Below are 15,901 nucleotides of genomic sequence, written 5' to 3'. Positions count from 1 at the left end.
GGGAAAGGGAACGCCAACTTCGGCCGTAGGTCAAAGCGACGGATGCTGGGCGTGCTCGGAGAAAGTCTGCGGATAGCGCTTGCTTGCCGCCGGGTCGCCGCCGCAGGGTGCGGCAAAATCAAACAAATGTTGGGAGAAGCCCGCCGTGGCCATCGACTTCGAAATCCCCGCCGACGCCAAGGCCGTCCGCGAGCGCGTGCGCCAGTGGGTGCAGGACGAATGCATCCCCGCCGAGAAGCGGCTGGTGGACAAGGAGAGCTACAAGCAGGTCCTCGACGAGCTGCGCGCCAAGGCGCGGTCGCAAGGCCTGTGGCTGCCCTTCGTGCCCAAGGAGTACGGCGGCATGGGCCTGGGCCCTCTGGCCAACGCCCTGGTGCAGATGGAGCTGGGCCAGAGCCACCTGGGCGCCCTGTCGATGAACAGCCAGGGGCCCGACGACGCCACGATCCTGACTCTGCTGGCGCACGGCACCGAATTCCAGAAGGAGAAGTACCTCAAGCCGCTGCTGAACGGCGAGAAGCGCGTCTGCTACTCGATGACCGAGAAGGCCGCCGGCGCCGACGCCACCGGGATGCGCACGACCGCGGTCAAGGACGGCAACGAGAACTATGTCCTGAACGGCGAGAAGTGGTTCTCGTCGGCCGCCAGCGCCGCCGACCTGGCCCTCGTCATGGCCCGCACCGATCCGGACGCGCCGCGCCACCAGCAGTTCTCGACCTTCATCGTCGAGCTGCCGAACCCGGGCTACCGCATCAAGCGCGACATCCCCACCATGGCGGCCGAAAGCCCGCTCAGCCACATCATGGGCGGCGGCCACTCCGAGATCGAGATCAAGGACCTCGTCGTCCCGGCCGAGAACCTGTTGGGCGGGGAGGGGCGCGGCTTCGACATGGGCCAGCACCGCCTGGCCTACGGCCGCTTGCGCCACGGCATGCACAACGTCGCCATGGCCCAGCGGGCGCTGGACCTGGCCGCCGCGCACATCACCAATCGCGAGACGTTCGGCCGAAAGCTTGATGAGCGCCAGGCGGTCCAGTTCATGATGGCCGAGTGCGCGAGCCAGCTCTACATCGCGCGGCTCATGCTGCTGCACATCGCCTACAAGGCCGAGCACGGCATGGACATGCGCCAGGAGAACTCGATCGCGAAGGTCTACCTAGCCCACATGGTGCACCACGTGGTCGACACCGCGATCCAGCTTCACGGGGCCTTGGGCTACAGCCGCGATACCCCGCTGGCCGCCTGGTACACTCACATCCGTTCGCAGCGCCTGGTGGACGGGCCGGACGAGGTCCACCGCTGGACGGTGGGTCGTAATGTGATCAAGGCCTTCAAGGCGACGGGCACCACGGCCGGCGCCTGTGGTGGTGATCTGCTTTAGTTCAGAACACCCGCAGTCTTCGCGATTGTTCGCGATCTAAGTACTTCTGGCTGGACTTCCAATGTGCAGCGAGCGATCAAGCGATCGCTCGCTGCAACTGGTTCTTAGTCTCGCGACGACACAATGTCGCAGCGCAGCATTCTGTCCCCGAAATACAAGGAACTGTCCCGCAGGATCAAACCGCGGCAAGGTTAACCATATACCGCCGTTCCCTCACGAATCAGCCCGGGGGGGGCGCGACGACGAGGGGAAGGACACGCCCTCGTCAGGCTCTCGCCCCTTGGGATGACGCCCGCGTCACTGAGGTCCCGAACGGTCCATGCTGTCCCCGAAGCCCGTCGACCGGCCCCCGCCGGCCGCCGACAACAATCCCGACCCCACCCACGAGCTGAAGAACCTGCTCGGCGTGCTGATGGGGGTCTGCGAAGCCCTTGGCGAAGCCTTCGACCCCCACAGCGAGCAGTCCGAAGTCGCCCGCACCGGCCTGATCGCCGCGGAGCGGGCGGCGCGCCTGGTCACCCGCCTGCAGGACGATGCGCGCGTCCGCGAGTCCTCCACGGCGTCGGTCGTCGGCCTGGCGCCGTCGTCGCAGGGCCTGGGCCGCACGGTGCTTGTCGTCGATGACGATCCCGACCTCCTGAAGCTGATCACGGCCGCCTTCGCCCGCGCCGGCTTCAAGGCCTATTCCGCCCGCAACGGCCGCCTGGCGGTGCAGCTGCTGCGCGCGCTCAAGCCCGACCTGATGGTGACCGACATCGTGATGCCCGAGAAGGAAGGGATCGCCACGATCATCGAGGCCAGGGTCGCCGCGCCGCATACCGCGGTGATCGCGATCTCAGGCGGCGGCGCCTACGGCAGGACCGGCAACTTCCTGCAGTGGGCCGAGGAGCTGGGCGCCGACGAGGTGATGGCGAAGCCGTTCCCCATGGCGAAGCTGCTCGCGGCGGCGGGTGCGGTCCTGGACCGCCGCGGCGTGACCGGCGCGCGGACGGCCACCGGATAGAGCGACCAGGCAGGGGCGGAGCCCCGCGTTCCAGCAGCAACATCGAAGAGGGGCCGCGACCGCGGCGAGGAGGACTTTGTGCGTGTGCTTTTGATCGAAGACGACCGGATGATGGCCCGCAGCATCGAAATCATGCTGAGCGCGAGCGGCTTCATCGTGGAGAAGACCTGCGACGGCGAGGACGGCATCGACCTCTCCCAGGTCTACGACTACGACCTGATCCTCCTCGACCTCAGCCTGCCGGACATGTCCGGCCTGGATGTGCTGCGCACGCTGCGCCGCGGCAAGAACGAGACCCCGATCATGATCCTGTCCGGCACGGCCGAGATCGAGTCGAAGGTGAGAGCCCTCAGCCTCGGCGCCGACGACTACATGACCAAACCCTTCCACAAGGACGAACTGGTCGCGCGCCTGCGCGCCGTGATCCGCCGTTCGAAGGGCCATTCGCAGTCGCTGATCACCGTGGGCGACATGGTGATCGACCTGGACTCGAAGATCGTCCACGTGAACGGCCAGCGCATCCACCTCACCGGCCGCGAGTATCAGACGCTGGAGCTGATGGCCCTGCGCAAGGGCAAGACGCTCACCAAGGATATCTTCCTGTCGGCCATGTACGGCGGGCTGGACGAGCCCGGCGCGAAGATCGTCGACGTCTTTATCTGCAAGCTGCGCAAGAAGCTGGCCCCGGCCACCGACGGCCGTCACGTGATCGAGACGGTGTGGGGCGGCGGCTATGTCCTGCGCGAGGCGGGCGAGGCCGCGGTTTCGAGCGCGGCCTGACGCGGTGTCCGCGTCACCTCGCCGGGACGAGCGCGTCCGATGGCCGGACCGCCGCCCCGGCGTTGGCGGCGCGATAGGCGCTGGCCGATTGGTCGAAGCGGCGCCGGAACCAGTGGGCGAAGGCCGAGAGGCTCGAGAAGCCGAGCAGGTCGGCCACGCTCTGCAGCGGCCGGTCGCTGGTGACCAGCAGCGAGGCGGCCATGTCCCGCCGCGTCGCGTCCAGGATGCCCGAGAAGGTCGTTCCCTCGGCGGACAGCCGCCGGTGAAGGGTACGGCGATCCATGCCCAGGTGCTGAGCCACGCGCTCGACCGAGCAGGCGCCATCGGGCAGCAGGGCGACGATGAGGTCGCCGACCCGGTCGCGGAGGGCGGTCCGGCGGCCCTGCGTCATCCGTTCCAGGTAGGCGGTGATCTGGCGGGCCATGTCTGGATCGGCCGACGGGATCGCGACGTCCAGGTCGCTCCGGCGCATCACCACCGCCATGCAATCCTGGTCGAAGAGCGGGGTGACCCCCAGGACGCGGCGGTGCGTGTCGGTCTTGGCGGGGGCCGAATGGGTGAAGCATACCTCCAGCGGCCGCCAGGTCTCGCCGAGGATCGCCTTCAGGGTTCGGACGGCGGTGGCCACGGTGAGCTCCTGCACCTGGCGCTGCTGCCACGCGGGGCCATGGATCTTCAGCACCGCCTGGTCGTCGAACTCCTCCAGGGCCAGGCTGTAGGCGTCGTTCTGGAGCCATTGGTAGCGCGCGTAGGCGGCGATGGCCTGACGCACCGTCGGCTGTTCCCGGATGACCAGGCCCACGGCCCCCATGTTGGATATCCGGCGACCCTCGGCCAGGCGCAGCGCGAAGTCCTCGGCGCCCGACTGCTCGGCCGCCATCTCGACCATCCGGGCCATGAGTTCGACCGACACCCGCAGGTCCGGATCGGTCAGCACCGCGGCCGGCAATCCGACCGCCGCGGCCAGCGCATAGGCGTCGACGCCGACCTTGCGCGAGAGTTCCAGGAAACCGGTCAGGCCAGCGGACCGGCCGAGCTGCGACATGCCATCCCCCCGAATGGACCCTGCCATGAGCAACCCGTTGTCCCGTGAAATCAAGCAGAACCTCGCGCAAGGCGACGCCACGGGCCTCGCCAGCGACATGCGGCGCGTGCTCGAGCTGTTCGCCGACGCACCGGGCGGAATGATCGTCACCGACGGCCCGGACCATGTGGTGGTGATGCTGAACGACGCCTACCGCGCCTGGATCGACCATCGCGACGTCGTGGGCCTGACGGCGCGCGAGGCCTTCCCCAACCTGGTCGAACGCGGGCTGCTCGAACGCCTGGACCGGGTCTACATGACCGGCGAGAGCGAGGTGGTGCGCGGGGCGAAGACCTACGTCTGGCGGGCGGACGGCTCGCTGGTCCGCGAGGCCTACATCAACTTCGTGTTGCAGCCCGTGCGCGACGCCGACGGCGCCGTGTGCGGGATCTTCTCTCAGGCCCATGAGGTGACCAAGGAGAAGCTGGCCGAGCAGGAACTGATGGAAAGCCGCGAGAAGCTCGCCGCTGCATTGGCCGCCAACCAGAAGATCCTCGACAACTCGCACGACGTGATCTGCACCCTCGACCGGCAAGGCGTGTTCCTGCAAGTCAGCCGCCATGCGGAGCGGATGTGGGGCTATGCGCCCGAGGAGGTGGTCGGCCGCTCGTACCTCGATTTCGTCCACCCGGCGGACCGCGACACGACGATCGCCCACGCCGAGATCCTCGCGCAGGGCACGCCGCGAAACGGCTTCATGAACCGCTACCTGCATCGCGACGGATCCGAGGTGCCGGTGATGTGGTCATCGGTCTGGTCGGAGACCGACAAGACCACCTTCGCCGTCGGCCGCGACATGCGAGACCATTTCGCGGCCGAAGAGAAGCTGCGCCAGGCGCAGAAGATGGAGGCCATCGGCCGCCTGACGGGCGGGATCGCCCACGACTTCAACAACCTCCTGACCGTCGTGATCGGCGCCGCGGAGGGCCTTGCCGATGCGCTGGCCGGGCATCGCGAACTGGGCGAGACGGCCCGCGTCGCGCTGGAGGCGGCGGAGCGCGGCGCCGAGCTCGTCAGCCAGCTCATGGCCGTCTCGCGAACCCAGCCGCTCGCGCCGCAGGCGGTCGATTGCCACCGCTTCGTGGAAGGGCTGCTCCCGATCCTGCAGCGGACCCTGGGCAAGGACATCGACGTGCGGATGCAGGTGGCGCCCGGCGAGGTCTGCTGCCGCGCCGACCTGACCCAGCTCACCTCCGCCGTGCTGAACCTCTGCATCAATGCCCGCGACGCCATGCCGGGCGGCGGACGCCTCACCCTGGGGGCTGCCAGGGCGGATGACGCGGTGGTCCTCTCGGTGGAGGACACGGGCGAGGGCATGTCGCCCCAGACCCGCGCGCGGGCGCTGGAGCCATTCTTCACCACCAAGGCCGAGGGGAGCGGCTCGGGTCTCGGCCTGAGCATGGTCTACGGCTTCGCCGCCCAATCGGGCGGGCGGCTGGAGATCGAGAGCGAGGAGGGCGCCGGCACGCGCGTCGTGCTCTGCCTGCCCGCCACCAGCCCGTGCGACCCGGTCATGGACGGGCCGGCGCCGGTCCGGTCGCTGGCGCCGGGCCTGAGGGTGCTGCTGGTCGAGGACGACGATCTTGTCCGCGGCCAGGTGCTGCGCCAGCTCGCGGCGCTGGGCTGCGAGGTGCGCGCGTGCGCGGGCGGCTACGACGCACTGGATGTGATCGCCGCCGGCGCGGGCGTCGACCTGCTGATGACCGACATCAACATGCCGGGCGGGCTGAACGGCCGCCAACTCGCCGACCACGCGCGGCTGCTCGCGCCGGCGCTGCCGATCCTGTTCACCTCGGGCCACACCGAGGATCCGGTGCTGCGCTCGGTGGGGCACGACCCGCGCGCGGCCTTCCTCGCCAAGCCCTACCGGCGCGCGGAGCTGGCGCGGAAGCTCGCAGAGCTGACGCCCGAGCCGGCCTAGCTCGCGGCGCGCGTCTGGCCGACCACCGGCGCCTCGGCCTCGATCGCCGCGGACATGGCGGTGAACAGCTCGGCGACGTTCAGCGGCTTGGGCACGACGTCGTCCATCCCGGCGGCGCGATAGCTGGCGAGCTGGTGGGCCATGGTGTTGGCGGTGACCGCCAGGATGGGCGTCCGCGGCCGGTTCAGCACCGCTTCGCGGGCGCGGATGGTCATGGCGGCCGTGGGCCCGTCCATCACCGGCATCTGCACGTCCATGAGGATCAGGTCCCAGTGCGCCGACTCCCAGGCGCGAACGGCCTCGGCTCCGTTCTCCACGATGGTGGGTTCGACGCCCAGCTGTGCCAGCAGCGCCTTGAGGACCAGCTGGTTGACCGGGTTGTCCTCCGCGGCCAGGACGCGGGTCGAACCCTCCGCCAGGCTGGCGGCGAGGTCGGCGCGGGGCGCGGGCCGCCCGGCCCGTTCGGCCGGCCGAAGCGGCAGGTCCACGGCGAAGGTGCTGCCCTGCCCGGGCGCGCTGCCCACGGTGATCGCCCCGCCCATGGCCCGGCACAGCTCCTGGCAGATGGCGAGGCCAAGGCCCGTGCCGCCGTATTCGCGCGTCGGCGAGACGTCGGCCTGGGTGAACTTCTCGAACAGGCGGGTCACGCGGTCGGACGGGATGCCGATTCCGGTGTCGGACACCTCGAACCGGACGCCGCCCGCGCTGCGCGTGAGGCGCACGGCGACCTCGCCCTCATGGGTGAACTTGACCGCGTTCGAGATCAGGTTCGACAGGATCTGGCGCACACGCGGGGGGTCTCCGCGCCAAAGGCCGTGGACGGCCGGTTCGATCTCCAGCGTGAAGGCCAGCGCCTTCGCGCGCGCCTCGGCCGCGAAGGCCGCGTGGGCGCTCTCGGCGATGGCGCGCAGGTCGAAGTCCTGCGGGTCGAGGGTCAACCGCCCGCCTTCGATCCGCGAGATGTCGAGTAGGTCGTCCAACAGGTCCATGAGCGCCTCGCCGCTGTCGCGGATCACGCGCAGCCGGTCGCGCTGCAGGGCGGGCAGGGGATCCATGTCCATCGCCTGCGCCATGCCAAGCACGCCGTTGAGCGGCGTGCGGATTTCATGGCTCATCACCGCCAGGAAGTCGCTCTTGGCGCGGCTGGCCTCCTCCGCAGCCAGGCGCGCGTCGTCCTGCGCCTTGGCGAGGCGATGGGTCTCGGTCACGTCCAGGTAGCTGACGAGGCAGAGGCTCCAGGGCGCCCCCAATCCGGACGTCAGGCGGTACTGCAGGCGGATCCGGCGCGTCTCGCCGCGCTCCGAGGTCATCTCGGCCTCGAACGGCGGCGTGTTGCCCTCGGCGTCGAGGGCGTTGAGGGCGTCGCACAGCGCGTCCAGGAGATCGGGGCCGAACGCGCCCAGGCCGCCGTACCAGCTGAAGAGGGCGCGGGCGGTGGCGTTCGCATCGATGGGTTGGGTGTCGGCGTAGAGCTCCGCGGTGGTCGCGTATTCCTGGCGGGCGACGTCGCCCAGACCCAGGCCAGGTCCGATCCCGGCGTGAAGCCGGTCGTGCAGGGCGCTGGCGTCGAAGCAGACGAGCGCGACGGGGCTGTTGTCGAACACCATGCCCCACCGCTGCTGCCCCGCCGCGGCGGCGTCGCCGGCGCGTTGCAGCGCATCGCGTTCCGACCCGATCGAGGTCGACAGCCGCATGATGAAGATCAGATAGGCGACCCCGCCGAGCGCCAGCAACAGGGTCTCGGCCAGGCTGAAGCCCGAGCCGGCGAAGGCGGCGTAGATCGGGCAGAGGATGAGCAGGCAGGCAGGCGGCGTCACCATGGCGGCGGTCGCCAGGTTGGAGCCCGCGGCGCGCATCGCGTTGTTGAGCGCCACGGCGCAGAGCACGACCGCGGCGCCGGCCAGCCCGACCGGCGTCACGGCGGGCGCGATCACGATGGCGGCGATCGAGGCGTAGGTGGCGGCGCTGAGGGCCAGGGCGAATGCCGCCTGGGCGCGCCGCCCGGCCGCGCCGGGGTGGGCCAGCGCACGCCGGCCCAAGGCGCCCTCCAGCACGCCGCTGAGCAGAGTCGCGGCGAACCACGGCCCGACCAGGGGGCTGTGCGTGGCGAACCAGGCGAGCACGGCGATGACCGCCGCCTCGATGACCCGGCTATTCCGCGCTTTTGCACGTCCCCGGAGAACCCGGGCGAACCGGTTGTCTTCTGCGTCCTGCGCTTCGCGCATGGGCGGAAATCCGATCATTCGGGAGAGGGGTTGAGGTCGATCTTGAGGCGCAGGGCGGCGACGATCCGGTCCTTTGCCCCTCGATCGCCGCCGGCGTGGCGAATCCATTGCAGGTCGGGCTGTAGCGTCACGCGCGGGGCGACCTTGTCGGAATAGGTGAGCTCAAGGCCGGATTCGGCCCGGGCCGGGCGGCCGCCGGCGTCGCGCAGGTTGTCGCGGAACCGGCGGTTCAACACGCCTTGCTGGACGCCGAGCGACATCTGGCTGTCGGGTCGGCCCGCCAGCGGCCGCGCGATCAGCACCCCGGCCTGCCAACCGCCCTTGAACGCGGTGGTCGCCCCGTCCGAGACGCCGATCCGCAGGAACGCGTGGCCCTGGGCCGTGTCGTCCGAACCGAACAGCCGCTGCTCGCCCAGCACATAGGCGCCCTGGGCGAGACGATGCTCGGGATCCCCATTCGGTGTGACGTCGCGGATGTCCTCCTGGCGCTTGGTGTAGCGCCATGCCCCGGCCGAGATGCGGGTGGGCCCTTCGAAGCCCACCTCGGCGATGGTCAGGACGCCGTTGTCGAAGCGGGTGTCGATCCCGCCGGGATCGCCCAGCACGCCCGACTCCGCGTTGAGCACTGCGGCGCGCGCGTAGCGGCCCCGGCCCAGGTCCACGTTCACGCGAAGACCCAGCGCGGTGGAGGGGAAGATCGATGGGCCGTTGGGACCCGTGGCCGCCAGCTCAGAGCCGATTCCGAACGACGGGTTCAGCAGCAGCGCCGCCGACTCGTTGGCGTAGAACTCGCTGTTGATGTTGTAGAGGCCGGCGCGGACGTTGGCCGGCCCGACGGCCTGCTCAAGCCAGAGCTCGAACAGACGCAGGCGCGGCCTGGCGACCTCGATGTTGTCGACGCCCTGTAGGGTGCCGGCGACGTCGTTGGGCGCGCCACCGGAGTTGTTGAGCGCGTAGGCGTGCAGCACCGCTCCGCGCCAGCCCACGGCTCGCTCCAGGTCGAGGTCGGCGGTCAGGTCCAGATTGTCCAGGTAGCGGCCCGCGCGTGGGCGGACTCCGCTCGTCACCCCGCTGATGTCGGCGGTGTAGATCGCGTCCAGGCGCAGCGCCGTCGGGGCTTCGTGGGCCAGGGCCGGGCCGGTCGCCGCAAGGGCCATCGCCGACACGGCGGCCATCCCTGCAGCCCGGGGTTGGAGGGGCATCTCGACAGTCTCGTGGCAATTCTCAAGCCGAGAACTTGCAAGATCCACACTAATTCACGGTTAAAACTGGGAATGATCGCTGAGCTATAAGTCATTGTGTGGATTTTACTGATCGTAAATCATAGTCGAGGGCAGCAATGGTGCGCCTGCGACCCTATGCCTCATGTGGGAACTGCAATGCAAAATGGGAAGCGCACGCTCCGAGTTCATCTTGTGAAGTCCTCGAGGCGGTACTCATTCGGAGAATTGGGTTTACGGCCGCGCAATACATTTCCGGCATTGTCGTTCTCGACAACGGGGAGGCGCAAGAACCTCAAATCCCCAACGGCGTTTCGTCGAAAAGACCGCCGTTGAGAACGACAGCCTGGCGCGTGAGGCCGAGAGCTTCCCGAGCCTGATCGGCCGCTTCCGCCTCACCCCTGCGGAGCCGGTCGACCCCGCACCCGCCGTCGAGCCCCCCAACGAGGCGGCGCGTGCGTGCCGGCCGGAACCTGCGGGTTCCGGCCGGCGCCAATTTCCGCCTAGGTGGACGAGGCTGGCGGCCGCCCATAGTCCAGCAGCTTTTCCGCCTCGAGCGGGTCGTCCATCACCGCGCGCAGCACCTGTTGGAGGACCCGCGCCGCCTGACGAACCTGGTCTTCACCCAGCTTCGCGAGGGTCGTGCCGTTGCCGGCGACAAGGCGCTTGAAGGCGTCCGTGTGCAGCGCTTCGCCCTTCGCGCTCAGGGCCACGTTCACTCGCCGCCGGTCGCCCGCCGGCGACCAGCGCTCGACCAGGCCGTCGCGCACAAGTTGATCGATCGCGCGGGTCAGGGTGGTGCGGTCCACGCCCGTGAACAGGGCGAGATCGCTCATCGAGCAGTTTTCGATGCGGCGAATTACCGCAAGCGTGCGCAGGCGTGTCAGGCTGAGGTCGCTGGCGCCTACGGCACGCTCGAACCGCAGGTCGCGCTGACGCGCCGTCTGGGACACTAAGTAAAACAGGTATTCGCCGGGGGCGAGAGGAAATTCCCCTGTCGGATCAGAGGAATAGTCTTGGGGGTGAGGTTTCCGCACGGCGCGCCGCCGCTCCCTTCGCCTTTCTGTCCAGGCCCGAAGCAGAGCGCGATTTGCGTGCATTTGCAATATGTGCAAATGCACAATGTTATCGCAGCATTAACCGTCGGTCCCTAAGGCTTGGCCACAGCACAGCCGAGGGATCCCCACCTTGCACCCCACCGCCGCCTTCGCCGTCGACGCCCAGGATTCCGCGCTCGCGGATTTGCGCGCCGAGGTCCAGGCCTCGCTCGCGCTCAACCGGGCCGTGTTGCAGACGCTCGCTACCCTGTCCCCCGCCATGGCCGCCGTGGCCGAACGCGCGCTGGACGAGGAGCTGCAGCTCGCGCGCCAGGCGGGCGCCTCCTCCTATGCGGTCGAACTGATCGAGGATGCGCGGGAACGCCTGCAGGACGGCTCAGCTGACGCCGACCTGATGACGGGCCTTGAGCTCGCGCTAGTCGCGGCCGCCGACGCCCTGCCGGAACTTCGGGTCCGCCACGAGGCCTGAGGGCCCCTTCGTTCAGCGTCGCGGAGCGGCCCCGCTCAGGCCGCGGGCATGACGCGCGCCCGCACGCGGCGCAGGCCTTCCAGGATCGGCTCCGAGCCGGCCGGCGAAATCTTCTCGCCCTGGCTCGCCAGCAGGCGGATCCCGTCCACATGCACCTCGATCGCCGGCCAGTTGGCAGGCTCTCCGCCGCGGAAGCAGTCGGCCAGGTCGCACAGGCTGAACGAGGCTTCGGCGAGGGCCGTCAGGTTGTACTGCCCGGCCAGGCCGTAGATCGCGTTGCTGAGGTCGTAGATGCGGCCAAACGCCGAGATGTCGTTGGCTGCGCGGCCTTCGGCCGCCAGGACCACCATCTGCTCGACCTTCTCGCCCAGCGCGTTGAGCGAAGCGCCGCGAACGCCTTCGATCTTGGCGTTGGCCGCGCGAATGGCCTCCTCGGGCCGACGGCCGCCGGGCTGGCTCGCGATCTGGGCGAGCTTGTTCTCGACGGCGAAGATGCGGGGCTTGCTGGACATCAGGCGACGGCTTTCGGGTTGAACAGGGCGTCGATTTCGTCCTGATCCAGGTTGGGGGTCTTGGCGAGGCCGACGTCCGCCGACAGGTCGTCGTGGCGGCGGCCCTTCATGCCGACGGGCGGGCCCAGCGCCTTCACGCGGCGGTCGGGGCCGCAGTAGCCGGGCGAGTTCACGAACTTGCGGGTGTCGCTCAGCAGCCAGACGATGCGCTGCATCATGACGACGGGGGAGGCGGGCTTGGCGACCACGAAGCTGGCGCCGGAATCTCGGCCCCGGAACACCTGCGACGGCTTGGTGTGGCCGGTCACCAGGATCACCGGGACGAAGCTGTTCGGATCGAGTTCGGCGCGGCGGAGCCAGCTGATGAACTCATAGCCCTCGGCGTCGTTCAGCGCGCTGTCCACGACCACGAGGTTGACGACACGCTCCTGCACCACGGCCTTGGCGTCGGCCATCGTCTGCACCTTCCGCGGGGCATGGCACCCGAAGCCGGCGAACATCTCCGACATGACGGTCAGGCCCTGCAGGTCGCCGCACGCCAGCAGGATCTCGGCGGTCGAGAGGTTGACGCGGTCGTTCTTGCCGGGGGCCATGCGGGGCTAGTCCCAGAAGGTCATCGGATCCCCGGCGTCGGCCGGGGCGGACGAGGTGTTGGACAGGCGTTGCGCCTGTCCGGTCAGGGTCAGGACGCGCAGCGCCTTGTCGATGTCGGCGGCCACGTCGGCCGGCGCGGCGTCGGCGAGCGCGCGCAGGAAGGCCGCGAGGCCCGACAGGCGTTGGCTGAGCAGGTCGACCGCCTGGGCCTCCATCATGGCGGCCGGGTCCACCTGGCCCGCCGCGATCGCCAGGCGCGAGATGAGCTCCTGCAACTGATCGCCGACGGCGACCAGGTCGGTGACCTCGCGGGCCACCAGGTCCAGGGACTCCGCCAGGGGGCGGGCAGCGGCGGGTTCGGTCATCAGAAGAGCTCCAGCGCGCCGGAATCCTGGGCGGGCGCGACCGGCTGGCGGCGCTCGGAAACGAAGACCTTGGCCTCGGTCGGCGCCAGCAGGATCTGCCGCGCGCGGCCGCTGCCGGGCCAGTATTGGATGCGGCGCGCGCGATCGCCGCGCAGGGAGCCGCCCACGAACCGCAGGCCTTCGTCGCGGATGAACCGCTCGGCGAAGGCCGAATTCTGCGCGCCGACGTCCGAAAGGCCGTCGAAAAGATGCGCTCCGCCGAACAGCTTCACTTCCAGCCGGTCGCGCCGGCAACCGCGCCGGAGCAGGTCGTTCAGCAGCAGTTCCATCGACTGCACGCCGTACCTCAGGCCCTCGTCGCCGGCTTCGCCGGGCAGCAGGAAGTGGTTCATGCCCCCGTACCCCGTCATCGGGTCGCGGATGCAGGCGGCCACGCACGATCCGAGGATCGTGGTCAGCACCGCATCATCGCCCTCGGCGACGTGGTACTGCCCCTGGATCACGTGGATCTTGCGGGGCTCCGCGTCGTAGGCGTGGCTGTGTCGGGCCGCGCCTGTCGTCACGCGAGAACGCCGAAGATCGCTTCGATCTTTTCCTTCAGGGTCCCGACGGTGAAGGGCTTCACCAGGTAGTTGTTCACGCCGAACTGCACGGCGCGCTGCACCAGCTCCTTGTCGGCCCGGCCGGTGAGCATGATGAAGGCCGTCTTCTGGATCGGCGGGTGCGAGCGGATCGCCCGCAGCAGGCCCAGGCCGTCCAGCTTCGGCATGTTGTAGTCCGAAATCACGAGCTGCACGGGGCGGGATAGCATGTGTCGCAGGCCGTCTTCGCCATCGGCGGCTTCGTGGATCGTCCGGAACCCGAGCTGTTGAAGACCGGTCCGCACCAGCGACCGCATGGTCTGCTGGTCATCGACGACGAGGCAGGGGATTGAGGAGGGCGCCGGCATTTCAGCGTTCCGTTTCTTTGTTCGTGAGGTTGCGGATGGCGGGCCCCAGCTTTTCGAGGGGGAGCTGGCGTTCGACCGCGCCGAGTTCAAAGGCCGCCCGGGGCATGCCGTAGACGACGCACGTCGCCTCGTCCTGACCCAGCGTCCGGGCTCCGGCCTGCCGCATGGCGAGCAGGCCGCGGGCTCCATCGCGGCCCATCCCGGTCAGGATCACGCCGAGGGCGCGGTCCTTCGCGGTCCGGGCGACGGAAGAGAAGAGGACGTCCACCGACGGGCAGTGGCCGCTCACGGGGTCGCCGTGGGTGACCCGGCAGCGCAGGTGGCGCGTGCCTTCGACCTCGAGGTGGAAGTCGCCGCCGGGGGCCACATAGACCCGACCGGGAACCAGGGGATCGCCGTCGCGCGCTTCGGAGACCGTGGCGGCCGAGGCGCGGTTCAGGCGTTCGGCGAAGCTCTTGGTGAAGCTCGCCGGCATGTGCTGGGCGATGACCGTCGGCGCGCAGTTGGCCGGCAGCCGCTCGATGATGTTCAACAGCGCCTCGACGCCGCCGGTCGACGAGCCGATGGCCACGACGTGGTCGGACGGCGCAAAGGCGTCGGTGGGGACGGGCTCCGTCCGCGCGACGCGCGAGCGGACGCGGGCGCGGGCGGCGATCTTGACCTTCTCGGCCAGGCGGCTGAAGCCGATGGGATCGGCGCCGCCGGGCTTCTCGACGCATTCCACGGCGCCCAGTTCGAGGGCGGCCAGGGTCGCATCGGCGCCGCGGCTGGTGAGGGTCGAAACCATCACCACGGGCATGGGCCGCAGCCGCATGATCCGCTCCAGGAAGTCGAGGCCGTTCATGTTCGGCATCTCGACGTCCAGGGTGATGACGTCCGGGTTCAGCGCCTTGATGGCCTCGCGGGCCTGCAACGGATCGCCGGCCTCGCCCACGACCTCAAGTTCGGGATCGGCCGAGAGCGATGCGCTGATCAGGCGGCGCATGGTGCTCGAGTCGTCGACGACGAGTACGCGGGTCATCGGGCAGCCTCGATGCGGCGATAGGTGGTGACGCCATCCGGCTTGTAGGCGGCGACCGCCGGGCCCTGGATGCGTTCGGAATGGCCGATGTAGAGCGCGCCGCCCACGGCGTTCAGCGGGGCGAACCGGCTCCACAGGCGGGCCTGGGTGTCGTCTTCGAAGTAGATCGCGACGTTACGGCAGAAGATCGCGTCGAACTTCCCCTTCATCGGCCAGTCGCCGATGAGGTTCAGCTCGTTGAAGGTGATCAGTTCGCGTAGGTCGTCGGCCATCTTCACGCGACCGTCCGCCATCGGCGACGTCCAGCGCTTGCGATAGTTGTCGGGGATGCCTTCGAGCAGGTGCGGGGCGTAGGCGCCGCCGCGGCCCTCGGCGACCATGTTGGGATCGATGTCGGTGGCCAGCACCTTCACGTCGCGGTCGGCGGCTTCCGGCATCAGCGACAGGATGGTCATGGCGATCGAGAACGGCTCCTGACCGCTCGAACAGGCCGCCGACCAGATCCGCACCTTGCCGCCGCGCCGCGCGGCGTCCAGCAGCGGGGGCAGCACCTTGTCGCGCAGGTGATCGAAGTGGTGCGGCTCGCGGAAGAAGCGCGTCACATTGGTGGTCAGCGCCGCCAGCATCTTCTGGCGCTCGTCCACGCCTTCCGAGGCGGACACCAGGGCGCAGTAGTCCTTGAAGCTCGTCAGGCCGAGCGCGCGCAGGCGCTTCGCCAGCCTGGAGTAGACCAGCGTCGCCTTCGCATCGGGTAGGTGGATGCCGGCGTCGCCATGCACCATCGCCGAGATCTTGCGGAAATCGGCTTCGGTGAAGGCGAACTCGCCATCGACCATATTCGCGCCCGGGCGCGTAGATGTCGGCGCGCTCGCGGTCATCAGGCGGCTTCCAGCTCCATGTCCGGCAGGACGCGGTCGAGGCCGATCAGGCTGATCATGCGGCCGTCCATGGCGATCAGGCCGCGGATGAAGCTCTTGGCGGTCTCGGACGCGACGTCCGGCGTGGGCTGGATCACGTCGTCGGTGACGGTCAGGATGTCGCTCACCGCGTCGACCAGCAGGCCCACGACCTGCTCGCCGATCTGGGCGACGATGATGACGTTCCGGTCGCTGGCCTCGGTGCTCTCGAAGCCCAGGCGCGAGGCCAGGTCCACGATCGGCAGCACGGCGCCGCGCAGGTTGATGACGCCCTTCACGAAGGACGGCGACTGCGGCAGGGCCGTGGCCGCGGTCCAGCCGCGGATCTCGCGGATGGCCATGATGTCGACGCAGAATTCCTGGGCGCCGATGCGGAAGGAGATCAGTTCCTTCATGCCGCCG

Annotated in this window: 17 protein-coding genes; 5 read left to right on the top strand and 12 right to left on the bottom strand. The window is 69.3% G+C overall.

Annotated features, from left to right (window positions below; all coding sequences use genetic code 11):
* The first annotated feature begins 145 nt into the window (after positions 1-145).
* The 3 genes from ACODSY_RS20455 (at position 146) to ACODSY_RS20445 (ending at position 3,164) form a co-directional block, all read left to right on the top strand.
* Positions 146-1,381 (top strand): acyl-CoA dehydrogenase family protein, encoded by a 1,236-nt coding sequence (locus ACODSY_RS20455; RefSeq protein ID WP_488953732.1) that lies wholly within the window; start codon positions 146-148, stop codon positions 1,379-1,381.
* Positions 1,382-1,700: 319 nt separating this feature from the next.
* Positions 1,701-2,384, top strand: coding sequence for a response regulator (locus ACODSY_RS20450; protein ID WP_488953731.1), 684 nt, complete (start codon positions 1,701-1,703; stop codon positions 2,382-2,384).
* A 78-nt stretch (positions 2,385-2,462) separates the two neighbouring features.
* Positions 2,463-3,164, top strand: a complete 702-nt coding sequence (locus tag ACODSY_RS20445; protein ID WP_488953730.1) for a response regulator transcription factor — start codon at positions 2,463-2,465, stop codon at positions 3,162-3,164.
* 13 nt (positions 3,165-3,177) lie between these two features.
* Here ACODSY_RS20445 and ACODSY_RS20440 read toward each other — a convergent pair whose 3' ends face one another.
* Positions 3,178-4,209 carry an AraC family transcriptional regulator gene (locus tag ACODSY_RS20440; protein WP_488953729.1) on the bottom strand — a complete coding sequence of 344 codons (1,032 nt, stop codon included), beginning with the start codon at positions 4,207-4,209 and terminating at the stop codon, positions 3,178-3,180.
* 25 nt (positions 4,210-4,234) lie between these two features.
* On the opposite strand from ACODSY_RS20440, the gene ACODSY_RS20435 reads away from it, so the two are divergent.
* Positions 4,235-6,169 carry a hybrid sensor histidine kinase/response regulator gene (locus ACODSY_RS20435; RefSeq protein WP_488953728.1) on the top strand — a complete coding sequence of 645 codons (1,935 nt, stop codon included), beginning with the start codon at positions 4,235-4,237 and terminating at the stop codon, positions 6,167-6,169.
* Here the strand turns inward: ACODSY_RS20435 and ACODSY_RS20430 are convergent.
* The 3 genes from ACODSY_RS20430 to ACODSY_RS20420 form a co-directional block, all read right to left on the bottom strand.
* Positions 6,166-8,394 (bottom strand): ATP-binding protein, encoded by a 2,229-nt coding sequence (locus ACODSY_RS20430; RefSeq protein ID WP_488953727.1) that lies wholly within the window; start codon positions 8,392-8,394, stop codon positions 6,166-6,168. The genes ACODSY_RS20435 and ACODSY_RS20430 overlap by 4 nt on opposite strands.
* Before the next feature lie 14 nt (positions 8,395-8,408).
* Positions 8,409-9,596: a carbohydrate porin gene (locus ACODSY_RS20425; RefSeq protein ID WP_488953726.1), complete on the bottom strand. Its 1,188-nt coding sequence runs from the start codon at positions 9,594-9,596 to the stop codon at positions 8,409-8,411.
* A 521-nt stretch (positions 9,597-10,117) separates the two neighbouring features.
* Positions 10,118-10,714: a MarR family winged helix-turn-helix transcriptional regulator gene (locus ACODSY_RS20420; RefSeq protein WP_488953725.1), complete on the bottom strand. Its 597-nt coding sequence runs from the start codon at positions 10,712-10,714 to the stop codon at positions 10,118-10,120.
* Between the two features lie 88 nt (positions 10,715-10,802).
* Between ACODSY_RS20420 and ACODSY_RS20415 the strand changes: the two genes are divergently transcribed.
* Positions 10,803-11,141 carry a hypothetical protein gene (locus ACODSY_RS20415; protein ID WP_488953724.1) on the top strand — a complete coding sequence of 113 codons (339 nt, stop codon included), beginning with the start codon at positions 10,803-10,805 and terminating at the stop codon, positions 11,139-11,141.
* 35 nt (positions 11,142-11,176) lie between these two features.
* Here ACODSY_RS20415 and ACODSY_RS20410 read toward each other — a convergent pair whose 3' ends face one another.
* From ACODSY_RS20410 to ACODSY_RS20375, 8 genes are read right to left on the bottom strand one after another with little or no spacing between them, the layout of a single operon-like run.
* Positions 11,177-11,653 carry a hypothetical protein gene (locus tag ACODSY_RS20410; protein WP_488953723.1) on the bottom strand — a complete coding sequence of 159 codons (477 nt, stop codon included), beginning with the start codon at positions 11,651-11,653 and terminating at the stop codon, positions 11,177-11,179.
* Positions 11,653-12,246, bottom strand: coding sequence for a response regulator (locus ACODSY_RS20405; RefSeq protein WP_488953722.1), 594 nt, complete (start codon positions 12,244-12,246; stop codon positions 11,653-11,655). The genes ACODSY_RS20410 and ACODSY_RS20405 overlap by 1 nt, the downstream gene beginning before the upstream one ends.
* A gap of 6 nt (positions 12,247-12,252) precedes the next feature.
* A complete protein-coding gene (locus ACODSY_RS20400; RefSeq protein ID WP_488953721.1) occupies positions 12,253-12,612 on the bottom strand; it encodes a DUF8776 family protein in 360 nt (119 codons plus the stop codon).
* Positions 12,612-13,175: a chemotaxis protein CheD gene (locus ACODSY_RS20395; RefSeq protein ID WP_488953720.1), complete on the bottom strand. Its 564-nt coding sequence runs from the start codon at positions 13,173-13,175 to the stop codon at positions 12,612-12,614. Before ACODSY_RS20395 ends, ACODSY_RS20400 begins: the two co-directional genes overlap by 1 nt.
* The gene (locus tag ACODSY_RS20390; protein WP_068877188.1) at positions 13,172-13,561 is read right to left on the bottom strand and encodes a response regulator; all 390 of its coding nucleotides are present in this window, start codon (positions 13,559-13,561) and stop codon (positions 13,172-13,174) included. The genes ACODSY_RS20395 and ACODSY_RS20390 overlap by 4 nt, the downstream gene beginning before the upstream one ends.
* A 1-nt stretch (position 13,562) precedes the next feature.
* The gene (locus ACODSY_RS20385; RefSeq protein ID WP_488953719.1) at positions 13,563-14,582 is read right to left on the bottom strand and encodes a protein-glutamate methylesterase/protein-glutamine glutaminase; all 1,020 of its coding nucleotides are present in this window, start codon (positions 14,580-14,582) and stop codon (positions 13,563-13,565) included.
* The gene (locus ACODSY_RS20380) at positions 14,579-15,460 is read right to left on the bottom strand and encodes a CheR family methyltransferase (protein WP_488953718.1); all 882 of its coding nucleotides are present in this window, start codon (positions 15,458-15,460) and stop codon (positions 14,579-14,581) included. The genes ACODSY_RS20385 and ACODSY_RS20380 overlap by 4 nt, the downstream gene beginning before the upstream one ends.
* Entirely contained in the window at positions 15,460-15,894 is a 435-nt protein-coding gene (locus tag ACODSY_RS20375; protein ID WP_197422620.1) for a chemotaxis protein CheW, read from the bottom strand. The genes ACODSY_RS20380 and ACODSY_RS20375 overlap by 1 nt, the downstream gene beginning before the upstream one ends.
* Between the last annotated feature and the right edge of the window lie 7 nt (positions 15,895-15,901).

The organism is Phenylobacterium sp. FG114 (assembly GCF_057809855.1).
Note: the sequence above shows the minus strand (reverse complement) of the source record. Positions and strands in the feature narration are given on the sequence as shown.